The following is a 25,184-nucleotide window of genomic DNA, read 5'->3' as shown; positions in this document are numbered from 1 at the left end:
TGCGGAGTCCATCGGGTTATTCGAAAGGGTAGCCCGCGCGGATCCACTCCGGGAAGCCGCCGGGGAAGTAATGGAGATTGGTGAAGCCCCACTCCTGCGCCCTGTGAATCGCCGCTTCGGTACGCCAGCAGTCCCGTTCGTTGCAATACAGGACAACCGGTTCATCCAGCTCACCGATGAACGCCAGGAGGTTCTCGCGGGTATAGCGGTTCTGCGCGTCGTCAGCGGCGCGCATGATGGTCAGGTTGCGCGCCTCGGGTATACGTCCGGCCTCGTAATCGGTTTGCAACCGGGTATCCACGAACGGCACGCCTTCGCGGAACAGCGCCCAGGCCTCGGACGCATCGATGGTCTGGGCACCGGGAATCTTGTCGGGGGCGCGATATGGCCCCTCGGTGGCGCTAAGGCTACCTGCGAACAGCGACAGCAAAATGCCCATGACGACCACCAACACACATCCAGAACGGCGCGCCCAGGCGGGATTCGGAGCAGTTTTACGGAGGCCTCCATGCATGCCGGAACCCTATCACGTCACGCCCAACGATCCAGCGTAAAACTCGTTTTTCATGCACATTTCTAGCGCGACTGACATGACGCCCGGGCGACCGAGGGGGCAGAGAGCATCGGCACATACAAAAACCGCGCACAAAAAAAGTCCCGCACATGGCGGGACTTCTGCAACCTGGCGCTTACGCGCCGGCAGTTGTCTTACTGCGCTTCGACGTTCGCGGCGGCCGGACCCTTCTGGCCCTGCTCGACGTCAAACGAGACGCTCTGGCCTTCGGCCAGCGACTTGAAGCCGCTACCCTGGATGGCGCTGTGGTGGACGAAGACGTCCTTGGAGCCATCGGTCGGGGTAATAAAGCCAAAGCCTTTTTCGTCGCTAAACCACTTCACCGTACCTGTAGCCATTTCGGTTACCTCTGCTTGTTCATAGTAGATTGGGATTTCGAGGAGGAGAGACTGAAGGGCAACCGAACGACGGTGGGTCTTGATCGTGATTCTCTGCGGTCCCGAGCGGGGCCGGTACTGCGAATCTGTACGTCCATTTTCCTGGGTGTCGCCTGGTGCAATATGGAGCCTGTTACCGTTACCTCGCAGCCATTGTCCTCCTAAACGGCCGCGCATTGATAGTGTTTTTTGGGATTTTCTTTCCGGAAGGCGAGAAATACTTTGCTTATCCGCTGCTTGAACCACAATTTAATTTCGTCGAATACGCGTTATTTCTCCTACAACGGCGCTCGGAGGCCGAGTTACAGGGCATCTCCCGCGATATCGACAAGGCCATCGGAAGCCAAGGGAAGGGGCACATGCAGCGAGGCAGCCATTACCCGCAGCAGCTCTGCCTCGGCGACCCCAACAGTGCCTCCGTGGTGGGCGGTCACGGCCATCGCGCGTATCAACCGATCCTTGTCGCGCAGACGCAACCCATCCAGCTGATCCAGCACACGATCCAGCACGTTCGCCCAGGCCCTCGCCCCACCGGCAACGGAGAGGGCCTCGGGAATCGTGGCATCCAGCGGCAAGGCCCCGGTGAGCTCACCCAGCCCGGCCGTCAGGGCCGCCCGAGCGGCGTCCGGATCATCCGGGTGGCCGTGGTGGGCCAACAACGCCAGCAGGTAATGCGCTCCCTCCTGATGTGCATCCAGCCGGGCATGCCGCGGACGGGACGCCGTGTAGGGGTCCTGCACGTCACCCAATTGCCGCGCCAATAGCCGGCCCAGGGCATATTCGAATACCGCCACCCGGCCATCGGCGTGAATCATGCGCTCCACCAGTGCCTCCAACCGCACCCGTTCCTCGGCGGCCAGCCGCCGCAAGGCTGGAAAGGCAAGCTCGAGCACCGGCATACGCAGGTCCGCGCGCAAGGACGGTTCGGCGTCCAGCAGCCCACGCACTGCCTGCGCACGGGCCTCGCCCTCGGCCTCGGCGATCAAGCCCAGTTGCTGCTCACGCACCTCGAAATCGGGGTTCAATAGCAGGTACAAGACCACCTCGACCGCCCGGGCCTCGGAACGCGCGGTCCAGGCCAGCGGTCCCGGGATTGCGGCGAGCAACATCCCGGCCCCCAGGATGTGGGTCAGTGCAGGGTGGCCGCCCAGGGCATCCCCCACCGCTTCGCCCCCGGGTAGTGTGCCCTCCCGCTTGTGCTGCATCCCGTCCACGGCACGTTCCCGGGCGGCCTTGCGCACACGGGCATTCAACTGATCCCGCAGGCCTTCCAGTTCGTCCGGCTCGAAGTGGGGCTGCAGGACGCGGATACGGTCCAACAGCGGAGGGTGGGTCTCGTAGAGCTGGCCAATCGCATCGCTGGCGAACAGCATGTGGGTAATCTCTTCGGTATTGCCGTTGAGCCCCGCATAGCGCGCCGCGACCTTCTTCAACGCCCCGGCCAGACCTTCCGGCTCGCGGGTGAACTGCACCGCATGGGCATCTGCCAGATACTCGCGCTGACGCGAGATCCCGGCCCGAATCCAGCGCGCGAGCGCCAGCCCCATGTAGCCAACCACGATCAGGGTCACGCTCACGATCGCGCCACCGGTCTCGGCAATATCGCCCTTGTGTCGCCGCCGGCGCCGCGCCAGCCCGCCCTGCCCTAGCAGCGCCAGGATCTCGATCCCGTAGAGAATGCCAATCAGGCGCATGTTAAGCCGCATGTCGCCATTGAGGACGTGCCCGAACTCGTGCGCGATCACGCCCTTTAGCTCAGCTCGGTCCAGGCTGTCCAGAGCGCCACGGGTCACCGCCACCACCGCGTCACTCGGCGCAAAACCGGCAGCGAAGGCATTGATGCCCAGGTCCTGCTCCAGCACGTACACCTCGGGCACCGGAACCCCCGAGGCGATCGCCATCTCCTCCACCACGTTGCGCAGCTGGCGCCGCTGCGGGTCGGTGGGGTTGCCATCAACCTGCACTCCGCCCATCTCCCGGGCGATCAGCCGGCCGCCGCCGGCGCGCAGCTGCCAGGCCCGGTACAGGCTGGCCAGGGCGATCAGCCCCGCGGTCACCCCCATGGTCCAGGCAGCGGCCTCGGTCCCACCCCCGAAGGCCCAGACCATCAGCCCCAGGGACCCAACGATCACCAGCACGGACAGACCGAACAGGGCCAGCAACCAGCGAGTCCTGCGCTGCGCCTGATCCTGATGCTCAAAGAAGTTCATGGCCGCTCCTCGCCACAGGGGAGGAAACCGGCTGCTGGGTAACGACCGGTCGAGCCCCGAGAAAGCGCCGATCGTTCGGCGCCGCCGGAAGACAGGCTACAAGAAAAGTGCAGTACCGCGCCCTACCGAGAACCAGCGGGCTCCAGGCTACTCTCCGCAGTACGGACGGATTCAGTCGCCCGCGACCGTCATGGACTCGATGAGGATAGAGCCAGTGTGGATGTTGCCGCGGCGGTCAACGTCGGTGCCCACGGCCACCATGCGCTGGAACATGTCCTTCAGGTTGCCGGCAATGGTGATCTCCTCCACCGGGTACTGCAGTTCGCCATTCTCCACCCAGAAGCCGGCGGCACCACGCGAGTAGTCGCCCGTTACCTGGTTCACACCCTGGCCGATCAACTCGGTCACCAGGAAGCCGGTGCCCATCTCGCCCAGCAGGGCGGCGAAGTCCTTGTCGCCCGGGGCCACCGTCACGTTTCGTGCCCCGCCAGCATTACCGGTGGTTTCGAGGCCCAGGCGGCGGGCTGCGTAGCTGTCCAGGGTGTAGCTTTGCAATACGCCCCCCGCGATCAGCGGGCGATTGCGGGTCCGCACGCCCTCGCCGTCGAAGGGGGCCGAGCCCAGTGCCCGCGGGGTCAGCGGGCGTTCCTCGATCTGCATCCACTCGGGGAACACCGCCTCGCCGACCGCGCTCAGCAGGAACGAGCTCTCGCGGTACTGGGCCGGGCCGGAGATCGCGCGGGTGAAGCTGCCGATCAGGGTCCGCGCCATCTCCGGGGCGAACAGCACCGGGCAGCTGCGGGTGGAGAGTTTGCGCCCGCCCAGGCGGCGCACGGTGCGCTCGGCGGCCTCGTGGCCGATCTGCTCGGCCGCGGTGAAGTCTTCAGCGTGGCGGGCGACCGTGTAGGCATAGTCGCGCTGCATGCCAGCATCGTCACGTGCAACCAGGGCGCAGGACAGCGAATGCCGGGTGCTGCGGTATCCACCCATGAAGCCTTGGCTGTCGCCGAGAAAGGCGATGGCGCGACGGGTGCTGACACTGGCCCCTTCGGAGTTTTCGATCCGCGCATCGGTGGCAATACCGGCGGCCTCAATGGTGCGTGCCAGTTCCGAGGCCTCGACCGCGCTACAACCCCAGGGGTGGTCCAGATCGAGATCTTCCCACTCGGCCGCCTTGAACGCCGGGTCCGGCATCCCGGCATACGGGTCCGGCTCGGTATAACGGGCAATGCGACAGGCCGCCTCGACGGTATCGATCAGGGCCTGATCGCTGAAATCGGTCGTGGAGGCCGCACCCTTGGACTGACCAAAGTAGACGATCAGCGACAGGCTCTGGTCGCGTTCGTGTTCCAGGGTCTCGATCTCGCCCTTGCGCACGCCCAGCTCCAGACCCACGCTGTGACTCACCACCGCCTGGACATCCGAGGCCCCACGCGCCTGCGCGGCTTCCAGCGTGCGCTGCACGCGCGCCTGCAGCGAATCCGGCGAATGGGACAGGGCCTGGACTCCGTCTTCCTGGGACACGGGTTCCGGGATCGCGCGTTCGGGTGATGTGCTCATGCAGGGTTCCGTTACTCGGTAGCTGATCGGGATAGCGAAAGGTGGGCCGCGCCCCGGGGGCCAAACCCCGGGGCGCGGCTCGACTGAGGGGGCGGCGCGGGGCTAGTCGACCCGGGCACCGTGCTTATGAACCGCGCCGACGTTACCCCAGCGTTCCAGGTCATCGACGTGTACACCGACCCAATAGAGCATGCCGACGCTGTCACGCGTCCAGCCGCCGACCAGATCCTGGCCTTCGCCCAGCTCCACATGATGGGCGAACTGCTCGGCCTTCTCGCGTGCCCGGAAGACATGCCACTGGACAATCTTGTCATGGCCATGGCCTTCCGGAAGGGACCGTTCCTGCTCCAGAAAATCGAGATTCATCTGCTGCCTCCTTGGTTGCATTCCGTACCGCGAGCCTCGGGGAAACGCCCCTTCAATTGCGTAGTCACGCTCAGGCCGCCTGGGTACCGCCCACGGTCATGCCGTCTATACGCAGCGTTGGCTGACCCACGCCAACCGGCACGCCCTGGCCCTCCTTGCCGCAAGTCCCGACGCCAGTATCGAGCTTCATGTCGTTACCGATCATCGACACCCGGGTCAGAACATCCGGGCCATTCCCGATCAGGGTCGCACCCTTGACCGGATAGGTCACTTTGCCCTTCTCCACCCTATAGGCCTCAGACGCCGAAAACACGAACTTGCCCGAAGTAATATCCACCTGGCCACCGCCGAAATTCACTGCGTACAGACCATCGTCCACCGAGGCCAGGATCTCCTCCGGATCGGCGTCACCGCCAAGCATGTAGGTATTCGTCATCCGCGGCATCGGCAGACGGGCGTAGGATTCGCGCCGGCCATTACCGGTGGAGTGCACTCCCATAAGGCGGGCATTCATCTCGTCCTGCATGTAACCGCGCAGCACGCCGTCCTCGATCAACACCGTCTGCTGGGTCGGGTTGCCCTCGTCGTCCACGTTCAGCGAGCCACGCCGCCCCTCCAGAGTGCCGTCGTCGACAATGGTGATGCCCTTGGCCGCCACCTGCTCGCCGATGCGCCCGGAGAACGCCGAGGTCCCCTTGCGATTGAAGTCCCCCTCCAGCCCGTGACCGATGGCCTCGTGCAGCAGCACGCCCGGCCAGCCAGGGCCCAGCACCACTTTCATGGTCCCGGCCGGGGCCTCGCGCGCCTCCAGATTCACCAGCGCCTGACGTACCGCTTCGCGGGCATAACCGGCGGCGCGATCCGCCTCCAGGAAGTAACGGTAGCCAGAGCGCCCGCCGCCGCCGGAGGTACCGGATTCGCGGCGCCCGCCCTGCTCGACAATCACCTGCACGTTGAGACGCACCAGCGGGCGCACGTCGGTGGTCAGCTCGCCACGGGCGTTCAGGATCAGCACGACCTCGTGCACCCCGGCCAGCGAACACATCACCTGGGTCACGCGCGGGTCGGCGCCCCGGGCGACCGCATCCACTTCCTTGAGCAGATCGATCTTGGCCTGTTCGTCCAACGAATCCAGCGGGTTGTCCGGGGCGTACAGCACCGGACGCGAAGGCGCTCGCGAGGCAACCGCGATGCGCCCGCTCTGCCCGGCATCGGCAATGCTGCGGGCGGTCTTGGCCGCCTCCAGCATGGCCGGCATTGCGATGTCGTCGGAATAGGCGAACCCGGTCTGCTCACCGCGCACCACGCGGATCCCGACGCCGCGCTCGATATTGAAGCTGGCGGATTTGACGATGCCATCCTCCAGCGACCAGCGCTCCTGGCTGGAGAACTGGAAGTAGCAATCACCCCCATCAATGCCCCGTCCGAAGGTGGTGCCCAGGAGTGTGCTGAGCTCGCTGTCGCCAAGGCCGGCGGGGTCGAGCAGGGTTTGTTGCGCAAGGCTGTCGATCATGAAGTCCTCTCGGGTGCCGCGGTACCGACGCCCCGGGCCAGGTCCGGACGGGGCGCGTCGTGTTGATCGTCAGTATGGAGCTTGGGGCGCGGGCTTCGCTTTCAAGCGCGCGGGCGTTGCGGGTTTATCGCGCGCCTGCCCACGGCCTGGGTATCCAATAAGCGAATCACGTGGTCCCGGGGCAAGGCAGGCGTCGATGTTCAACGGCCGGGAAGCTGTTGCGGATACGTTTCACCTGCGCGTGATCCAGCTTGGCCAGTAATACGCCGGGGTTGCGCTGCAACTGCCCCACAACCCGGCCCCACGGGTCCACCAGCGCGCTATGCCCGTAGGTCTCGCGCCCGTTGACATGGAACCCGCCCTGAGCAGCCGACAGCATGAAGCATTGATTCTCGATCGCACGGGCGCGCAGCAACACATCCCAGTGCGCCTGCCCCGTCTGCGCGGTGAAGGCGGCCGGCAGGGCGACCCATTCCGCATCCTGGTCCAGCAGGGCCCGGAACAGCTCCGGAAAACGCAGGTCGTAGCAGATCGCGAGGCCCATCCGCCCCACCGGGGTATCGACCACCACGACCTGGTCACCGCGCTCGAAGACCTTCGATTCGGTATAGGCCTCGGTACTGTCCGGCAGGCGTACGTCAAACAGGTGAATCTTGTCGTAGCGGGCCACTTGCTGCCCCTGGTCGTCGAACACCAGGCAAGCCGAACGCACGCGTTCGCCGCCCTCGGTCTGCAGCGGGATGGTCCCGCCGACGATCCACAGCCCCAGGCGGCGGGCCTGTTCCGACAGGAATGCCTGTAGCGGACCCGCGCCATCGGCGACCTCCGCGATCCCGAGGATGTCGGTCTCCTGCATGCCCATAAAGGCGAAGTTCTCCGGCAGCACGGCCAGGCGTGCCCCCTTGTCCGCGGCCTCCTGCAGCAGGCGCTTGGCCTCCAGCAGATTGGCCTGGGGTTGGGGTCCGGAGGCCATTTGAATGGCCGCTACCTGATTCATATTGCTCCGATCATCCAGTCTACTGTGCGTCAGTCGTTGTCGCTTCCGTCCGTATCCGCGGCGGGTTGCACCAGCACGCGTATTTGCGGGTCGTCCCAGGCGCCTGTCACCGCGTACTCAACACGGGCCGCCTCTTCTATCTGATCACCAATCCCCAGTACTCGTTCCGCAATCAGGACCACCACTCCGGTCACCGGCCCACCCACCAGCGCGCCGACAATCGGCAACGCGGTGCGCAGGCTGGGTACCACCACGATCTCGTGGTCGTAGTCGCGCGCCACCAGGCCCGTTCGTCCGCTCAAACGCACCCGCGCCGAGGGGCCCTCCATCCGCAGGCCGGGCACATGCAGGTCGCCATCCTGCAGCACTGCATCCGCCGTCAGTTCGCTGAAGCTCAGACCCTCGGTGAATACGTCACGGAAGTCGAGGCGCAGCCGCCTTGGCAGCACATCCAGACTGACCAGGCCCAACAGGCGCCCGGCCCCCGGCTCGACATCGGCCAGGCGGCCATCCTCCAGCGCCAGTTCCATTGCGCCTGCCAAATGCGCAAGGCGGGGGGCATACAACGCCCCCGGCCAGGACAACGACAGCGTGCCGTCCCCGGAGCCACCCACCAGCGCTCGCGACAGGCCCGCCGATTGCAGCGCACCCCCCCAGTCATCCCCGACCAGGGTTACATCCAGCCGGGCCTCCGGCCACCCCTCGGCATCCACCTGCCAGACGCCCGTAGCGTCCGCATGGAGGTCGCCTTCCGGGGCCCGAACCTCCAGACCCCGAACCACCAGTCCATTTGCCTGCGGCTCCAGCCCTAGCTGGATGTCCGCGAAACGGTAATCGCCCAGCGCCAGGCTGTCGAGTGCAAGGGCCACAGACGGCCAGACACGCGGGTCCTCGAAGGTTCCGGCCTCAACCGGTCTCGGGTCCGCCTGGGATTCCGGCTCACTGTCGCCCCAGTCAAGGTCCTCGATCAGCAGATGGCTCAGATTCGCCTCCAGGCGACCGCGTTCATCGGCCGCCAGCGGCCGCCATTGAGCCTCTCCTGCCAGCCAGTCAGAGGCCGCCTCCATATCCCAGCCGGAATCCGCGCGCCGCGCCAGGAAGCGCAGTCCTGGGAACGCCCCGTCGCCCCAGAGAATCCGGTCGCGTATATCCAGCTCCAGACGCGTCAGCGCCACTTCGCCGGTGCTTTCATCGTCGGTCGGCGCACCGATGTCGACCTCACGGCCCCACGGCGCCGATTCCAGGGCCGCCTGCCAGGGGTCCACTGCGAGCTCTGGCAAGCGCGCACGCACCGATACACCCGAACCTGGCAGGGCCAGGTCACTGGCCGCGGGCGCGCCGATCTCCAGCGCCATCGCCTGCAGCCCTACCCCGCGCCCGGCGGTATCCGGTTCGGCCCCGCGTGCCGCCGGGTCCTCCGGCGCAGCCGCGGGCGACAGGCGCATGTGCGCACGCAGCACCTGACCCAGGCTGATGCGCCCGATCCCGGCGCCGGAATGTCCCAGGGGCAGGGAGAGATTCAGCGCGCGGGCTTCCCCCGCCGGCTTTCCGATGGGCTCCGGCCAATCGATCGCCACCCCGACCAGGTCGGAGCGCAGTTCCAGTCGAACCCCATCCACGGCTTGCCCCAACCGCAGCTGGGCGTCCCATTGCGCGGAGCCCTCGAGATAGGGTTCAAGCTCCGGAAACCCCGCCAACCAGGGCGCCAGTGGTTGGGGCCCTTGCGCGGTGATTCGGGCCTCATCGCCGTTCAGCGGCCAGTCCGCCCCGAAGGTCACGGTCTCGTCGTGCACAAGAGCCGTCAGCCCCTCCGTCGCCACCCGGCCCGCGGTATCGAACCGCACCCGCCCCTCCACCGATCCGAGATCGGCGGGCCAACCCGCCACCTCGAAATCGACCCCGCGCAATTCGAGCTCGCCTTGTACGCGGGTCTCGTCCATCCGGCCTTCCTGCAACGGCAGACTGAGGGCGAGACTCAAGCGACTGGGTCCTTCCGCGACGGCCTGGTCGCGAATCTCCGCGGCGGGCTCAAGCAGTTCAGCCTGACGCAGATAGGCCAGCAGATCCGCGGCGTCGCCCTCGGACTGCCCTTCGAGTTCCAAGACCGCGTTCTCCATATCGGCGATGCGGATCTGGGTATCACGCACCTCGGTGTCGAGGATGCGCCCGCCCGCGCCCTCAGCCCGGAAGCGCGCGTTATGGAACAAGAGCCGACCGCTCAACGCTTCAGCCCGCGGCCAGCCGTCCTGATAGTCCAGCACACCCGCCTCGACATCGGCCCAGAGGTCGAACACCCCTTCGTCATTGGCAAACGGGAAGTCCTGCCCGCGCCCCCGGTACGCCATGCCGCCACCGGAGGACTTCCCGGTACGGATACTGTCCACCAGCCACTGGTAGGTGTTTTCCGGCAAGTGATAAAGCGGCAGGTAGCGCGCCGTGTGGTCGCCGTCCGCACGCAGGATATCCATTGCGATATCGACCCGTGGCCCCGCCGCGTGACCGTCCAGGTAAACCTGCATGCGTCCCCGCACGGCGGCATGGGCGTTGGCCGCATGCAAGGCGTCACCGCTCAAGCGCCAGTGCCCCTGCTGATCACGCTCTGCCTGCAATCGCCCGCGAACCCGATCCAGCGACACCGGATCCGCCAGTACCCGTGGCAGATCGACCTGCATCCCGCGGCTATCCAGCAGCCATTCCGCCGTATCGTCCCGCCACTGAAGGTAGCCCGACACGCCTTCCACCCCCGGGATCTGCTCAACCGCCCGCCATTCGAGATCGCGCAGGTCGGCCTCGGCCCAGACCGGCTGCAGGCGGTCGTCTTCGCGACGGGCCTCCACTCGGCCGAAATCCAGGCGGCCGCGAGGTCGCAGATCGCCAATGCGCTCCGCCAGCTTCGGCTCGGCCTGCTCCAGCAAGGTCAGTAGTGGCGCGTACGGCGCGATGTCGAGGTCGCGCGCCGCCAGCTCTACCGCATCCACCACTAGCTGGCGTGGTTCGCCCTCCAGGTGATACCTCAAGCGCAGGTCGCCCGAACCGGGACGGGTCGCGGCCCAGGAAGAACGCTGCCAGTGGTCGGTAACCCGCCAATCGAAGCGGTGACCAATCGCCGATCCGGCGGGCTCGCCGTCCAGGCTGAGGATGGTGTCATGTTCACCGCGCAGCCAGGCCATGCGCCCATCGTCCAGCCCCCCCCACAGGTGGAGTGAGGTCGTGCCCTGGGGGGCCGGCCAGCCCAGATAGGCCAGCCAGGGTTGCCAGGCCTCCAGTTCCACGGCATCGGCCTGCAGGAAGAAACGCGCGTCGCGCAGGTCCGCCGCCGGGGTCTCCAACCCGACTTCCACCCGGCCGCCGGGGCTGGAGGCCTCCAGCTCGCCGTTGACGTAGGCCCGCAACGATCCGTCATGGGCCGTGCGCAAGGCGGCCCGTTCCAGTTGTAGTGAGGATTCGAGACCCGCCTGACGATCGTCCCAGATCAGATGCACCTGCTCGGCATCGACATCAGGCCACTGTGCAACCGGGATGGTTAGCAGACGTCCCTCGCCCAGGCCGATCTCGCGGCCACTGAGGACAAATCGTCCGTCGGAATGGCGTACCAGGCGCAGTTCCACGCCTTGCACACGAAGAGCCAAGGCGGGGTGGCGGCTGCGCAGGCTGGCGCCGGCGCGAAGCGACACCCCCAACGAGTCAATCGCGATCGACTCGCCGGAGGGCATCGCAACCGAGACCTCTCGGATCATCAGCGCGGGCGACCACCCCACCCAGCCGAGCTCGATCCGGGACGCGGTGACCTCGTGCTCGAGTTGCTCGCTCGCCGTGGTTTCGACCCAGGAATGGAGACCGTTCCAGTGTGGCAGTGCGAGACGCAACACCAATAGCGCGATCGCGGCGAGCAGAATCAGGAAGAGCAGAAGACGCAGTAGCACGCGCAGACTCTGTGACAGGGTGCTCATTTCGACCCCACGCGGTCGCAATCCAGCCTCCCCGGCCGACCGGGACCCGTATCCAGGATGGGTCCGCTTTTGCGAATCAACTGGGTGTCCTCTCCCCTGGGGAATGCCCGGCAACGATGGCATCCGCCGATCGTGCCGCACGGGTCGTCAGGTTCCGCGAATCACCGCGCCGCATTGGCCCTTGCGACGACGCATTGACGCGCATCACCCGGGCGGTCGCTTCGCGTTGGATGATCCACGCGCCCTTCAATTGTCAGACGAAGACCACATCGAACTGTTCCTGGGTATATAGCGTCTCCACTTGGAAACGAATCGGAATCCCCACGAAACTCTGCAACTCGGCAAGGCTGGCGGACTCCTCGTCCAGCAACAAATCGATCACGCTCTGCGAGGCCAGCACCCGCAACTCGCGAGCGTCATACTGGCGCACCTCGCGCAGGATCTCGCGGAACAGCTCGTAGCACACCGTCTCCGCCGACTTCAGATAGCCGCGCCCGCTGCATACCTGGCAAGGCTCGCACATCTGGTGCTCCAGGCTTTCGCGGGTGCGCTTGCGCGTCATTTCCACCAGACCCAGCGGGGAGACATCGCAGGTCTGGGTCTTCACGTGGTCGCGTTCCAGCGCCTTCTCCAGCGCGCGGATCACCTGGCGCTTGTGCTCGTCGTCCTGCATGTCGATGAAATCAATGATGATGATCCCACCGAGGTTACGCAGGCGCAGCTGGCGGCCGATCGCCTGGGCCGCCTCCAGATTCGTCTTGAAGATGGTCTCTTCGAGCTTGCGATGGCCGACGAATCCGCCGGTGTTGATGTCGACCGTGGTCATCGCCTCGGTCTGATCGAAGATCAGGTAGCCGCCCGATTTCAGCTCCACCTTGCGCTCCAGCGCGCGATGGATCTCTTCCTCGACATTGAACAGGTCGAAGATCGGACGCTCGCCCGGATAGTGCTCGATACGACCGATCAACTCCGGCAGATAGCGTTCCACAAACCCGCAGACCTTCTGATAGGTCTCGCGCGAGTCGATGCGGATGCGCTCGATATCCACCCCCACCATGTCGCGCAGGATGCGCTCCACCAGCGGCAGATCGGTATAGACCTCGGTCCCCGGAGGAGCGCCCGCAGCCTGCTCCTGCAGGGTGTCCCAGACCTTCTTCAGAAAGGCCGTGTCGTTGTACATGGCCTCGTAGTCGGCCAGCTCCGCGGCGGTACGCACGATGAAGCCATGCTGCGGGGCCAGCTCATCGCGCAGCTGCTCGATGGACTCGCGCAGCCGCGCACGCACGCCCTCGTCTTCGATCCGCGTGCTGACGCCCACGTTGGTCTGGTATGGCATCAGCACCAGATTGCGCGACGGCAAGGTGATGTACGTGGTCAGCCGAGCCCCTTTGGAGCCCAATGGATCCTTGACCGCCTGCACCAGGACTTCCTGACCCTCGCGCAGCAGTTCGCGGATACCTTCACGCGCCACGGGAGCGGGGGCACCGTTGCCGTGGCCATTGCCATTGCCATTCCCGTTGGCCGTGGACGCGGGGACCTCTGCGTCGGACAGGCCATTGCCATTGAATTCCTCGCGCTCCACCGGCGCCACGTCGGAGGCATGCAGAAAGGCCGTGCGTTCAAGACCGATGTCGACAAAGGCGGCATCCATGCCCGGGAGCACCCGGGCGACCCGGCCCTTGTAGATATTGCCCACGATCCCGCGGCGGCGGGTGCGCTCGAGGTGCAACTCGGTCAGGACGCCATTTTCCACCAGGGCCACGCGGCTCTCCTGGGGTGTCACGTTCATCAGGATCTCAGTACCGGTCATGCGTTCTTCTTGTTATTGATCGAGTAATGGGGCAGGCCGCCGCGCCCGCGAATCCGCGGTGCAGCGGCCTGGAGTATCGGCCTACTTCGAAGCGGGTTCGGATGCCTCGCGCTCGGCGTCGGTGATCGCTGCCTCGGGCGGGGGTCGGTCGACGCGCGGCCAGGACTTGATCACCGCATGCACCAGGGTCGCCAGCGGGATCGCAAAGAACACGCCCCACAGGCCCCAGATGCCACCGAACACGAATACCGCGGCGATGATCGCGACAGGATGCAAATTGACCACTTCGGAGAACAGCAACGGCACCAGCACATTGCCATCGAGGAATTGGATCACCCCGTAGGCGATCAGGATCCAGGCGAACTCGGGCCCGATGCCGAACTGGAAATACGCCACCGCCGCCACTGGGATCGTCACCACCGCCGCACCGATGTACGGGATGATGACCGATATCCCCACCATGAACGACAACAGCACCGCATATTCCAGGCCAAACCAGTTGAAGGTGAGGAAGGTAACGGCCCAGACGATCAGGATCTCGATGAACTTGCCGCGCACGTAGCTGGCGATCTTGATGTTGACCTCGCGCCAGACCTCACTGGCCAGGTGCGTGTCCTGCGGCATAAAGCCGCGGATCCAGTTCAGGATCAGGTCGCGGTCCTTCAGCATGAAGAACACCATCAGCGGGACCACGATCAGGTAGATCACCACGTCCACGATATGCCGTGCCGAGGACAACGAGAACGAAAGCACCCGCTGACCCAGCAGGGTCGCCTCGGCCTGGATCGCTCCCATCAGGTCCCGCACCTGTTCGTCGGTAATCAACTGGGGATAGTGTTCCGGAAGCTGTAGCAGCAGGGACTGCCCCTCACGGATCATCCCCGGAAGCTCGCGGACCAATTGCGTCACCTGGGCCGACAGCAGCGGCACGACGCTAAACAGTGCCGCCACCGTCAGCGCCAGGAACGCGATCAACACGAGGGTGACCGCCAGCAACCGCGGCACGTGGATCCGGGTCAGTTTCTTGACCCCACCTTCCAGCAGGTAGGCGATGATCAGCGAGGCCAAAAGCGGCGCCAGGATGCGCCCGGCGAAGATGATGACCAGGAACCCCGCGAGCAGCAAAAACGCCAGGATCACGACCTGCGGGTCGGTGAAATGACGCTGGTACCATTGGCGCAGAACTTCGATCATCGCGCAGCACCTCCCGCCGCGCCGTCATCACCAGCGTCCGCCTGACGCGTCGGATCCTGAGCCACCGTCTTCTCGTAATGGGTGCGGAAGACCACTTCCAGCTCGTCGATCACCTCCACCGCCGGGCGCCCCTGCATCACGTGCTGCCCCATCAGGGCCGAGGTCTCGTTCAGTAACTTGGAGCGATCCAGCATGTGATACGTGGCCGACAGCCGACGCATCGCCTTGATCACCGACTCGCTCTCCGGGCGCGGAATGGATTCCGGCTCGGGCACCGGCTCCGGTTCCGGAGCTGGCGACTGCTGTTCCAGGAAGCGGGCAAACTTCAGCAGGCTGGCCTGGTCCTCGGCGGACAGGCGCTGGGCGATCTCGGCAATCGCCTTGGCCGGGTCATCCCGACCCTTCTTGCGCGCGCCGCCAAGCACCGACCCGAGGTCACCCCCGGGCAGGCCGCCCTGCTGGCCCGGCCCCAGGGGTGGAATCATCCCTCGTCCTCGATCTTCAGGCTGAACACCGGCATCTTGCGGCGCTCCTGCATCAGACCGAGCTCCTTGACCAGGGCCACGATTACGTCCTCGGTCACCTTCTGCATGTCGCCCCATTCCATGCGGGCCTCGCCCAGTAGCTCGCCCATGTTTGGTGGCGGATTGTGCTTGGCCTCCATGATGATGTCCTCGAGCATGCCCGGCTTCATTTCGGGCCGGAAAAGCACGCCATAGGTCAGTGCATCGGGACGCACGGCCAGCCAGTCACCTTCGTCATCGACCAGGATCGGTTCCAGGTCGTCCGGCAGTGTCACGCTGCCATTGACCAGCTGCAGCACACGCCGGCCGTCCAGGGCCTCGGCCAGGTCATCCCCTGTGCCCGCCGCAGTCTTGTGTGCAGTCACGAAGCGGGCCCGGTACATCGGATCCTCGTGGGCCGTGCCACCAGCCTGCTCGGCCACCAGCAACCCGCCCATGCCGATGCCGACAACCGGGCGCTTCGAGCGGCGGAAGATATCGATCAGCGACAGCTCGTCCGGGACCTGAGGATTCTCTTCGTGATCCGCGGTCGGCCAGGCCCCACCGAGCAGCCAGAGGCCATCGAACTGGGCCGCCGAGCCCGGCAGATCCTGGCCCACGAAGGGGCGGTAATAGGAGAAGCCGATATCGCGTTTTTCCAGTTGCGACTCGATCAGACCGAGAAACTCGGAATACGTATGCTGCACCACGCAGTAGTTCTTCATGTCGCGTCAATCCTGTTTGGGTTCTTTTGCGGGGCCGGGCGTCCGCTGGCCGGTGCAATAGCCATGCAGGAACTGCATCAGTACCTCCAGCGTCGGCACGCGGAACTTCTGCCGCGCGTGCACCAGCGAGATTGGCCTTTCCAGCGGCGGCGACAGCGGCAGCGCCACCAGTTCGCCCAGGGCCAGTTCCTTGGCCACCACCGCTTCGGACAGCACCGAGACCCCCATACCGGCTACCACCGCACCCTTGATCGCCTCCGGGCTGCCCAGTTCCATGCAGCCGCGCAGACTGTTGCGGTCGTAACCAGCGCGCCCAAGGTACTCCATGATGACCTCGCGGGTCCCAGAACCCTCCTCGCGGCATATGAATGGGCGTGCGATGAAATCGGCAACGGTCGCGGTCTCGCGGCCCGCCAGTTCGTGTTCCGGCGGCACAATCAGCCGCAACTGATCCACCAGGCAGGGCTGAACCTGCAGGCTGCGATGGGTCACCGGTGCCTCGACGATGCCGAGATCGACACTGCCGTCCTCGACCATTACCACCACGTTCTCGGTGTTGCCGACCCGTAGCCGAATACCGATATCCGGGTGCTCGCGCCGGAAGGTCCCCAACAGGGCGGGCAGCATGTATTCGGCCACAGTGGTACTCGCCCCGATCACCAGCGCGCCTCCATCGGCGCCCTTCAACTCGCGCAGGGCCGCCTCGAGCTCGCCGTAGGTGTCAAAGATGCGCTCGGCATATCGTTGAACGAGACGCCCGGCATCGGTCAGGGTCACCCGATTGTGATTGCGATCAAACAACCGAGTATCCAGCTGCTCTTCCAGCTGCCGCACCTGAAAGGTGACCGCCGGCTGGGTCATATGCAGCACTTCGGCCGCCCGGGTGAACGACAACAGGCGTGCCACCGTAAGAAAGACCTGCAAGCGTCGATCAGCCATGCCACCCCATCCCTGAATATTGCCGTGCCCCGCAGGGCGTACCGGAATGCTATCAAGCCCCCACCGTGGGCAACAGCGCCCCCCGGCCAGCGCGCGCCCAAGCTCATCACCCGGACCTGACACATAAACCGGATAAAAGTGGTCTATAACCCAAGGCAGAAGTAGCGGCGCGAGCCAAAGGACCCGAAATGGCGCAATCCCCGTTTGGCACCCGGCCCAACGCCCATTCGCAACGGATTGGAAGAAGCTGGCAGTTCGCCGGCGCCGCCACCGCCACCGCCCTGATGGCACTGGTCGCCCTGCTGGTACACCAGACAGGCGGCACCACCACCGCTTATCTGAACTTCATCCTGATCCCCGTACTGCTGGGGGCCGCCCTGTTCGGACTTTGGGGCGGCCTGGCTTTCGGGCTCATGGCCGGCCTGGTCCTGGGCCCGTTTATGCCCCTGGACACTGCGGTCGGCCTCGCCCAACCAACCCTCAACTGGCTCACCCGAACCGCCATCTACATCACGCTCGGCGGTTTTTCCGGCTGGTTATTCGACACCCTGCGCCGGCACTCGGATCGCCTGCTGGAACAGGCCTATCACAATCCAGTCACCGGCCTCCCCAACCGTGAAGCACTGGAACGCTACACCCAACAACTGATGCAGCAGGCGGAGGCACCCGAGCGTTCGGCCACTCGAGTGTTCGTGATCAGCCTGCAAATGGACAACTATCAGGACACTATCGCCGCGCTCGGTTTCGCCGCCGAGCGCCCACTGCTGCGGTCAATCTCCGAACGCTTGCAGAGCGTGGCCGGCTCGGTAGACGCGACGGTGTTCCATATCCACGACGACCACTTCGCGCTGATCCTTCCGCACCGCAGCCGCCGCGATGCACTGGGCGTTACGCAGGCAGCACTCGACGGTCTGCAGGCCCCCTTCGAGGTGCTCGATATCCCGGTCTACCTTGGAGCTCACGCCGGGCTTTCGTCCTTCCCGTTCCACGAACAGGACGAACCCGCGCGCCTGCTCACCAAGTCCTGGCTCGCAATGCACCAGGCCAGCCTTTCCGGGCGCCGCTATCGCAGCTACGACCGGCGCAGCGACGACAACAGCCTGCACACCGTGGAGCTCCTGGGCGAGCTTCAAGGGGCACTGGATAAGGGCCAACTGCGCCTGCACTACCAGCCCAAGGTGGACCTCGAAAACCGCCAATTGACCGGCATGGAGGCCTTGCTGCGCTGGGAACATCCAAGCCGCGGCCGGATTGCCCCGGGGGACTTCATCCCGCAGGCGGAACGTACCGGCCTGATCCACAGCCTCACCGATCGGGCGATCGATCTGGCGCTGGCCGACCTCGCGGTCCTGCGCGGCGAAGGCCTGGAAATGCCGGTCAGCGTGAATATCTCGGCCCGCAATTTTCTCGATCCAGGATTTGCAGAGAACCTGCTGGAGAAGGTCCGCGCCTCAGGATTGCCGCCATGCGCCCTCGACCTCGAATTCACCGAAACTGCGGTAATGGCCGATCCCGACGAGGTCATCGCCGCCCTGCAACGCCTGACCGACGCCGGGCTGAAACTCTCCATCGATGACTTCGGCACCGGATACTCCTCACTGGCCTATCTCAAAAGGATGCCCGTGACGACGATCAAGATCGATCAGGCCTTCGTGCGGCAAATGCAGGAACACTCAGTAGACGCCCAAATCACCCAGGCCAGTATCAGCCTCGCGCGGGACCTGAGCCTGAAGAGCGTCGCCGAGGGCGCGGAGGATGCGGCCACACTGCAGCGTCTGTATGAATATGGCTGCGACGCCGCCCAGGGCTTTGCCATCGCACACCCGATGCCGCTGGAGGAAGCCATCACCTGGGCGCACGCACATGGCGTCGACCCGCATGTGCGGTGCAACTGCGCCATCCAGGCCGGATGAGCCTAGGGAGACGCTGATTTAATCGCACGTCCGCGCTCGAGTCGCTTTTGCGTGCGAACAAGGCGCGGTGACTGCCGTGCAGTCACTCTGCACAAGGGAACCGCAACGCCGTTCCCGCGCAAAAGCGGCCGAGCCCCTGCTTTCAATAGCTTGCGGGGTTGGTGCCCCCTGTTCCCCGATCCTGCGTTGCGCCGCTTGCGGGTAGAACCACTACCCGCTGCACGACGCGCCTTGTCTCGGAAAACAGGGGGCGCCAACGCGGACGTGCGATTAAATCAGCGTCTCCCTAGGGGAGCGCTGATTGACCATACGGCTGATCACCGCGGGGTCGGCAGCACGCCCAATCCAGGCCTCCGCGACTGTCAGATTCCTCCGTGCCTCCCTTGCACCGCCCCAAGGCCTGCGCTATAGTCCGCCGTCTTTCTGGTAGACCCAAATTCCGGAGTCCCCCGATGGCCCGAGTATGTCAGGTGACCGGCAAACGCCCGGCGACCGGTAACAACGTTTCGCACGCACACCGCAAGACGCGGCGGCGCTTCCTGCCCAATTTGCACTCCCATCGTTTCTGGGTGGAGAGCGAAAACCGTTTCGTACGCCTGCGCGTTAGCAGCAAGGGCATGCGCATTATTGACAAGCGCGGTATCGACGCGGTCCTGGCGGACTGCCGATCCCGTGGTGAGAAGGTGTAAGGAGAGTACCCAATGGCAGCGAAGAGCGCACGCGACAAGATCCGCCTGGTGTCCTCCGCCGGCACTGGCCACTTCTACACCACGTCGAAGAACAAGCGGAACATGCCCGAAAAGATGGAGATCAAGAAGTTTGATCCCGTCATCCGCAAGCACGTGATGTACAAGGAAGCCAAGATCAAGTAATCGCGCCTTCCGGCCCGATTGCCTGGTCGACAGGCGAAAAAAGCCCGGCCCGCTCACGCGGTGCCGGGCTTTTTTTGTGTCGGCGTGAATTCAGACCGGATCCGGCTGCTCGCCCTCCCCCGGGTGCGCGCTACCCTCGGCGGCCGTGTTGGCCCATTGCGTCATCACGCGGCCCCAACGGTGGGCCGTCGCAGGGTCCAGTTCGATCTTGGTATAACGCCCACCATCGCGGATAATAATCCGCAGGAGTGGTACTCCAGAGTCGTGCAGGATCTGCCGCAACTCCACGACTTCGCCGAAAGGCGCATCAATTGAATCCATGGTGCGTGGGTTCCTCCTGAGCCGGCCTGTCGCACACCGTCGTGGCCGCCCATCCGTTTTATTGATCAAGGGAAATACTGGTTAATGTACACGCTCGCGTTGGTGCCCCAGTGTTCCAGAGACAACGCGCGGCGTGCAGCGGGTAGTGGTCCGGCCCTCCCGTTTCGGATGGATTCAAGGCGCAACGCAGGATCGGGGAACCTGGGGTGCCAACCCTACAAGCCGTTGAAAGAAGAGGCTTGTCCGCTTTCACATGGAATTGGCGTTGCAACTCCCTTGTGCAGAATGACTGCACGGCAGTCACCGCCCATTAAACGCACGCAAAAGCGACTCGAGCGCGTGCGTCTACATTAATCAGTGTTTCCCTGGCACAAGCATGCAACCAATTTTTGTCGGCCGGCAACCTATATTCGACGATCAGGAGAACCTGGTCGGATTCGAGCTCCTCTTTCGCGCCGGCCACCTGGACGCCGCCTCGGTCACCGACGGCGACCTGGCCACATCGGATCTCCTGCGCAGCGCCTTTATCGACATCGGCCTGGAACATCTGGTTGGAGACCATCTGGCCTTCGTCAACCTTACCCGTGGCTTTCTTGAACACGAGGTCATCACCAGCCTGCCACCGGAGCAGGTCGTGCTGGAGATCCTCGAGGATGTAGAGATTGACGCCGAGGTCATCGCCGCCGTTCGCCGGCTGAAAGGGAGTGGCTTTCGCATCGCGCTAGACGACTACCAGTTCCAGGAGAGCCACGCCGAGCTGGTAGAACTCGCGGATCTGGTCAAGCTGGATGTGCTCACCCTCGGTCCCGAGCGCCTGGAACGGGAGGTCGCGACCCTGCGCGCCTTCGGGGTGGAACTCCTGGCCGAAAAGGTCGAGACCGCGGAAGAATACGCCCATTGCCGGAGCCTCGGCTTCAGCCTGTTTCAGGGCTTTCATCTCTCCTTCCCCCACGTGATCGAGGGCCAGCGCCTGGAGAGCCTCGAGCTCGCCCTGCTGCGCCTGCTGAAGGCATTGCAGGCACCCGACCCCTCACCGGGAGAGCTGGAAGAATTGATCGCCGCCGAGCCGGGATTGGCGATTCAGCTGCTACGCATCGCCAACAGCCCCGCCTACCGCGCAAACCGCCCGACGGACTCCCTGTACGGCGCGATCCTGCGCCTGGGACAGGGGCGCATCAAGCGCTTGGCCATGCTAATGGTGCTGCGCGGCTCCAGCGACCAGACCCAGGGACTCGAGCAGGTGATGATCCGCGCACGCATGGGCATGCTGATGGCCCGCGCCCTGGGACTACCCGCCGAGGAATGCGAACGCTATTTTACACTGGGCATGCTCTCCGGGATGGACCGCGTCCTGGGCGTTCCCCTGCGTCGCATCCTGGGCGAGCTGCATCTCTCGCCCGAGATGGAGCAGGCGCTACTGGAGGGGACTGGCCCCCTCGCACCCATGCTGGCGACCATTGCGGCGTTTGAGGGCGCCAGTGCAGAACCCGACTCCGACAAAGCCCCGGTCCCCGCCCCGGTCTCCAGCCGCCTGTACCTGGAGGCGGTACGCTGGACCGAGGATTTACTCGCCTCACTGTCGGAGAATTAGAACACCAATGGCCATCGCCCTGCGCAGCCAGCTAGCACCGGCCACCGCAATCGGACCGGACGCCGGGATGCGGATCCGCCTGCGCGAACCCGCCGGTATCGATGCTGGACCCGATTACCTGCAGGTCCAACCCGGACTGCTCCCCTTGGTTCCCGATGACTATGTAGAACTCTGGACCACGAGCAGCGAGTCTCGGATGGCCAAAGAAGGGCCCGTCCACCTGCTCGAGTCCGATGATGTCCTGTTCGCGAGCTGGACCGGCACCGATCACGGCCTGAAGGAACAAACAGAGCAGGCCTACCGCGCACTGCTCGAGGCCTGCCGCGCGCGCGGGTTTACCCATCTGGTGCGGGTCTGGAACTTCTTTGGCGACATCCACGCCGAGGAGGACGGTCTAGAACGCTATCAGGCCTTTTGCATCGGCCGCGCCGCCGCATTGGAGGCGCTGGAGATCCCTCTGGCCAGCATGCCAGCGGCCACTGCCATCGGCAGCGACCAGCGCCAGTTGATCATCTACCTGATCGCCACCCGAACCCCGGCCGAACCACTTGAGAACCCACGCCAGGTAAGTGCCTACCATTACCCCAAGCGCTACAGCCCCAAAAGTCCGACGTTTGCCCGCGCGACCCGTCTGGAAACCCGGGACGGCCCCCTGATCCTCCTCTCCGGGACCGCCAGCATCGTCGGCCACGAAAGCCGCCATCCAGACGACGTAACCGCCCAGGCGCGCGAGACCCTGGCCAACCTGCAAGCCCTGCACGACGCGGCCGGGCGTGAGCTTCCCTGGCCCTCCTGGCTGCGCGTCTATCTGCGCCGTCCGGAAGACCGGCCCAAGGTCGCGGCAGTGCTCGCGGAACACTACAAGGCGGCCCACCCTGGCCCGATCGTGCAATGGGTTCGAGGCGACATCTGCCGCCAGGAGCTATTGCTGGAGATCGAGGGCGTACATGCCTGAACTGCCGGAGGTCGAGACCACCCGACGCGGGCTCGAACCCCTGCTGGCAGGGCGCCGTATCACCACCTTCGAGATCCGCGAGCCACGCCTGCGCTGGCCGGTACCGACGGAGCTGGCGCAACAGCTAGCCGGTGCCCGAGTGCAAACCCTGTCCCGCCGCGCCAAATACCTGCTGCTGGAAACCGATCGCGCGGGCATCCTGCTACACCTGGGGATGTCCGGAAGCCTGCGCCATTGCACACCGGGGACGCCGCTGCGCCGGCACGATCACTTGATCCTGCATCTGGACAACGGCTACCAGATCCGCCTGCACGACCCACGCCGCTTTGGGTGCTGTCTGCCCTTACCTTGCGACGACACACTGCATCCGTTGCTGGCAGACCTGGGACCGGAACCGCTGGCCCCGGAATTCGACGCTGACTACCTGTTCCAGCGCAGCCGCGGACGCCGGAGCGCGGTGAAGGCCTTCATCATGGATCAGGCCATTGTGGTCGGGGTTGGCAACATCTACGCCACGGAGGCGCTGTTCCTCGCCGGCATCCGGCCCGGCCGCGCCGCCGGCCGAGTCACTCGAGCCGAATACGATCGCCTGGCGGCGCACATTCGCACTGTGCTCGCCGCAGCCATCGAACAGGGCGGCACCACCCTGCGCGACTTCCTGCGTGAAGATGGCACCCATGGTTACTTTCGTCAGTCCCTGCGCGTCTACGGACGCGCGGGAGAGCCCTGCCCCATCTGCAACGGCATGCTGCGCACCCGCCGCATCGGCCAGCGCGCCAGCAGCTACTGCCCCACCTGCCAGAAATAGCCGCCCGTCTAGCTGCAAGGCCGCGAAGCGCTTTTCACCACAGAGGGCATCGAGGACACGGAGAAGGGCGGGTCACAGAAAGACCGGAAGCGGGTGAAGATTCCGGATGGAATGAATGTGATCCGTCGCGATGCGGGCCACCGCGGCTACAACGATCCACCCAGACCCGTCGTCATCCCGGCCGCAGTGCCGCGAAGAGCGGTAATCTCCCAGGGCACCCTCAGCGCCTGGCGCTCTGCCCGTTTTGGGCCACCCCGGGTCTTCTGCGTGAACTCCATGCCCTGTGTGGTGAAAACGCCCTTGACCTCGCCCTTCTTCGTGTCTTCGTGCGCTTCGTGGTGAATCAAGACGACCTCACCAAGGCACAAAGCCGCCGGCTCGCCCGGTTCAGAGGTAACGCGAGACACGGGGTACAGCATCCAGCAAGTGCCGGGTGTACTCCGCCTTGGGGTTAGCCAGCACCTCGGCGGTGGTGCCGATCTCTTCCATGCGGCCGTCATGCATCACCAGCATTCGATCCGAGAAATACTCGACCACGCCCATGTCGTGGGTGATGAAGATCATCGCCAGGCGCCGGTCCCGGCGCAGCCGCGCGAGGATCTGCAAGACCTCGGCCTGTACTGACACGTCCAGCGCGCTGGTCACCTCGTCGCAGATGATCACGTCCGGGTCCAGCACCAGCGCGCGGGCAATCGCGATTCGCTGGCGCTGACCGCCGGAGAACTCGTGTGGATATCGCCACAGGGTGTCCTCGGGGAGCGCGACCTGGTCCAGCACCTTCCCGGCCATCGCGATGCGCTCCTCCTGGTCAACGCCAATGCCGTGTACGGCCATTGGTTCCGTCAGCAGAGTCAGTACGTTCAGGCGCGGATTCAGCGACGACGCCGGGTCCTGGAACACCACCTGCAAGTGGCGTCGCAGCCGACGCAGGGGCTTGCGCGGCATGCGCGTCAGCGACTCGCCCCGGTAGCGGATCTCGCCACCGGTCGGTTCCACCAGGCGCAGAAGGGCCCGGCCCAGCGTGGTCTTGCCGCAACCGGACTCCCCGACCACGGCCAGAACCTCGCCGTTCTCCAGGGAAAACGAGACATCGTCCACCGCACGCACTACATCGACCTGGCGGCGTAGCAGACCCTTGAGCACCGGGAAATGCACCTGCAGCCCGGAGACCTCGAGCAAGGCCTCGCGCCCGGCGCCCGGTACCGGTGGCAGCGGGGGCAGGTTCTCCGGCAGGGCCTGAATCAACTTGCGGGTGTAATCGTCCTGCGGATCGCGCAACAGCGGGAGGCATTCGCCCTCTTCCACCAGGCGCCCATTGCGCATCACGGCCACGCGGTCGGCGACCGAGGCCACGACGCCAAAGTCGTGGGTGATCAGCAGCACCGCCATGCCGTTCTTTTCGCGCAAGTGATCGATCAGCTTCAGGATCTCGGCCTGAATGGTTACGTCCAGTGCCGTGGTCGGCTCGTCCGCGATCAACAGGTCCGGCTCGGCCACCAGCGCCATGGCGATCATTACGCGCTGGCGCTGGCCGCCGGATAGCTTGTGCGGATACTCGTCGCGGCGCTGCTCGGGGTTCGGCAGCTGCACCTCGCGCAGCACCTCCAGCGTGCGTTCGGCCCGCTGCTCCGGGCTCATCTGCGGGCGGTGCAGGCGCAGGACCTCCTCGATCTGATCACCGACGGTCAGCACCGGGTTCAAGGAGGTCATCGGCTCCTGGAAGATCATACCGATGCGGTCGCCACGCACCTGCTGCATCACCGCATCGGGCAGGCCCAGCAATTCCTGGCGCCCGCCGCGACCGGCCAGCCAGATTTCACCGGTGCTGGCCCGGAACCCGGCATCCAGCAAGCGCATGATCGCCAGGGCGGTAATCGACTTGCCGGAGCCGGACTCCCCGACCAGGGCAAACAGCTCGCCCGCGCGGATGGAAAAGCTCGCTTCCGCCACCAGCGGCTGCTCGCTGTCGCGATGGCGGATCTGCAGGTTGCGCACATCCAGCATAT

General features: G+C 65.1%; 21 protein-coding genes. 6 read left to right on the top strand and 15 right to left on the bottom strand.

Features of this window, described 5'->3' with window-relative positions; genetic code table 11:
• Positions 1-16 precede the first annotated feature (16 nt).
• The 13 genes from D002_RS0104130 to D002_RS0104070 all read right to left on the bottom strand — a co-directional run bounded on the left by D002_RS0104130 (position 17) and on the right by D002_RS0104070 (position 16,718).
• Positions 17-439, bottom strand: a complete 423-nt coding sequence (locus D002_RS0104130; protein WP_018874437.1) for a rhodanese-like domain-containing protein — start codon at positions 437-439, stop codon at positions 17-19.
• A gap of 269 nt (positions 440-708) precedes the next feature.
• Positions 709-912 (bottom strand): cold-shock protein, encoded by a 204-nt coding sequence (locus D002_RS0104125; RefSeq protein ID WP_018140642.1) that lies wholly within the window; start codon positions 910-912, stop codon positions 709-711.
• Positions 913-1,253: 341 nt separating this feature from the next.
• The gene (locus D002_RS0104120) at positions 1,254-3,161 is read right to left on the bottom strand and encodes a M48 family metalloprotease (protein WP_018140641.1); all 1,908 of its coding nucleotides are present in this window, start codon (positions 3,159-3,161) and stop codon (positions 1,254-1,256) included.
• A gap of 171 nt (positions 3,162-3,332) precedes the next feature.
• Positions 3,333-4,721, bottom strand: a complete 1,389-nt coding sequence (gene pmbA, locus D002_RS0104115) for a metalloprotease PmbA (protein ID WP_018140640.1) — start codon at positions 4,719-4,721, stop codon at positions 3,333-3,335.
• Between the two features lie 102 nt (positions 4,722-4,823).
• Positions 4,824-5,087 (bottom strand): hypothetical protein, encoded by a 264-nt coding sequence (locus tag D002_RS0104110; protein ID WP_018140639.1) that lies wholly within the window; start codon positions 5,085-5,087, stop codon positions 4,824-4,826.
• Between the two features lie 70 nt (positions 5,088-5,157).
• On the bottom strand, positions 5,158-6,600 hold the full coding sequence (tldD, locus tag D002_RS0104105; protein ID WP_018140638.1) for a metalloprotease TldD: 1,443 nt from the start codon (positions 6,598-6,600) through the stop codon (positions 5,158-5,160).
• 166 nt (positions 6,601-6,766) lie between these two features.
• A complete protein-coding gene (locus tag D002_RS0104100; RefSeq protein WP_018140637.1) occupies positions 6,767-7,597 on the bottom strand; it encodes a carbon-nitrogen hydrolase family protein in 831 nt (276 codons plus the stop codon).
• Between the two features lie 29 nt (positions 7,598-7,626).
• On the bottom strand, positions 7,627-11,547 hold the full coding sequence (locus D002_RS0104095; RefSeq protein ID WP_018140636.1) for a YhdP family protein: 3,921 nt from the start codon (positions 11,545-11,547) through the stop codon (positions 7,627-7,629).
• Between the two features lie 253 nt (positions 11,548-11,800).
• Positions 11,801-13,357: an Rne/Rng family ribonuclease gene (locus D002_RS0104090; protein ID WP_018140635.1), complete on the bottom strand. Its 1,557-nt coding sequence runs from the start codon at positions 13,355-13,357 to the stop codon at positions 11,801-11,803.
• An 81-nt stretch (positions 13,358-13,438) separates the two neighbouring features.
• Positions 13,439-14,551 (bottom strand): AI-2E family transporter, encoded by a 1,113-nt coding sequence (locus D002_RS0104085; RefSeq protein ID WP_018140634.1) that lies wholly within the window; start codon positions 14,549-14,551, stop codon positions 13,439-13,441.
• Positions 14,548-15,036: a hypothetical protein gene (locus D002_RS0104080; RefSeq protein ID WP_018140633.1), complete on the bottom strand. Its 489-nt coding sequence runs from the start codon at positions 15,034-15,036 to the stop codon at positions 14,548-14,550. Before D002_RS0104080 ends, D002_RS0104085 begins: the two co-directional genes overlap by 4 nt.
• Positions 15,033-15,779: a type 1 glutamine amidotransferase gene (locus D002_RS0104075; RefSeq protein ID WP_018140632.1), complete on the bottom strand. Its 747-nt coding sequence runs from the start codon at positions 15,777-15,779 to the stop codon at positions 15,033-15,035. Before D002_RS0104075 ends, D002_RS0104080 begins: the two co-directional genes overlap by 4 nt.
• A gap of 6 nt (positions 15,780-15,785) precedes the next feature.
• Positions 15,786-16,718, bottom strand: a complete 933-nt coding sequence (locus D002_RS0104070) for a LysR substrate-binding domain-containing protein (RefSeq protein ID WP_018140631.1) — start codon at positions 16,716-16,718, stop codon at positions 15,786-15,788.
• A gap of 188 nt (positions 16,719-16,906) precedes the next feature.
• Here D002_RS0104070 and D002_RS0104065 point away from each other — a divergent pair, with 188 nt between their 5' ends.
• The 3 genes from D002_RS0104065 (at position 16,907) to rpmG (ending at position 19,503) form a co-directional block, all read left to right on the top strand.
• Positions 16,907-18,631 (top strand): bifunctional diguanylate cyclase/phosphodiesterase, encoded by a 1,725-nt coding sequence (locus D002_RS0104065; protein WP_018140630.1) that lies wholly within the window; start codon positions 16,907-16,909, stop codon positions 18,629-18,631.
• Positions 18,632-19,083: 452 nt separating this feature from the next.
• Positions 19,084-19,320, top strand: coding sequence for a 50S ribosomal protein L28 (gene rpmB, locus D002_RS0104060; RefSeq protein WP_018140629.1), 237 nt, complete (start codon positions 19,084-19,086; stop codon positions 19,318-19,320).
• Positions 19,321-19,332: 12 nt separating this feature from the next.
• The gene (gene rpmG, locus D002_RS0104055; protein WP_012983362.1) at positions 19,333-19,503 is read left to right on the top strand and encodes a 50S ribosomal protein L33; all 171 of its coding nucleotides are present in this window, start codon (positions 19,333-19,335) and stop codon (positions 19,501-19,503) included.
• A gap of 90 nt (positions 19,504-19,593) precedes the next feature.
• On the opposite strand, the gene D002_RS0104050 is transcribed toward rpmG, so the two are convergent.
• Positions 19,594-19,824 (bottom strand): DUF6967 family protein, encoded by a 231-nt coding sequence (locus tag D002_RS0104050; RefSeq protein ID WP_018140628.1) that lies wholly within the window; start codon positions 19,822-19,824, stop codon positions 19,594-19,596.
• A 376-nt stretch (positions 19,825-20,200) separates the two neighbouring features.
• Here D002_RS0104050 and D002_RS0104045 point away from each other — a divergent pair, with 376 nt between their 5' ends.
• From D002_RS0104045 to mutM, 3 genes are read left to right on the top strand one after another with little or no spacing between them, the layout of a single operon-like run.
• The gene (locus tag D002_RS0104045; RefSeq protein ID WP_018140627.1) at positions 20,201-21,415 is read left to right on the top strand and encodes an EAL and HDOD domain-containing protein; all 1,215 of its coding nucleotides are present in this window, start codon (positions 20,201-20,203) and stop codon (positions 21,413-21,415) included.
• Between the two features lie 7 nt (positions 21,416-21,422).
• Complete coding sequence (locus D002_RS0104040) at positions 21,423-22,370, top strand: hypothetical protein (protein ID WP_018140626.1); 948 nt, start codon at positions 21,423-21,425, stop codon at positions 22,368-22,370.
• Positions 22,363-23,178, top strand: coding sequence for a bifunctional DNA-formamidopyrimidine glycosylase/DNA-(apurinic or apyrimidinic site) lyase (gene mutM, locus D002_RS0104035; protein WP_018140625.1), 816 nt, complete (start codon positions 22,363-22,365; stop codon positions 23,176-23,178). The genes D002_RS0104040 and mutM overlap by 8 nt, the downstream gene beginning before the upstream one ends.
• 387 nt (positions 23,179-23,565) lie before the next feature.
• On the opposite strand, the gene D002_RS0104025 is transcribed toward mutM, so the two are convergent.
• The gene (locus D002_RS0104025; RefSeq protein WP_018140623.1) at positions 23,566-25,182 is read right to left on the bottom strand and encodes an ABC transporter ATP-binding protein; all 1,617 of its coding nucleotides are present in this window, start codon (positions 25,180-25,182) and stop codon (positions 23,566-23,568) included.
• Positions 25,183-25,184 lie beyond the last annotated feature (2 nt).

The sequence above is a fragment of the Thioalkalivibrio sp. ALJ7 genome (assembly GCF_000376865.1).
In the GTDB taxonomy this organism is placed as follows: Bacteria; Pseudomonadota; Gammaproteobacteria; order Ectothiorhodospirales; family Ectothiorhodospiraceae; genus Thioalkalivibrio.
Note: the sequence above shows the minus strand (reverse complement) of the source record. Positions and strands in the feature narration are given on the sequence as shown.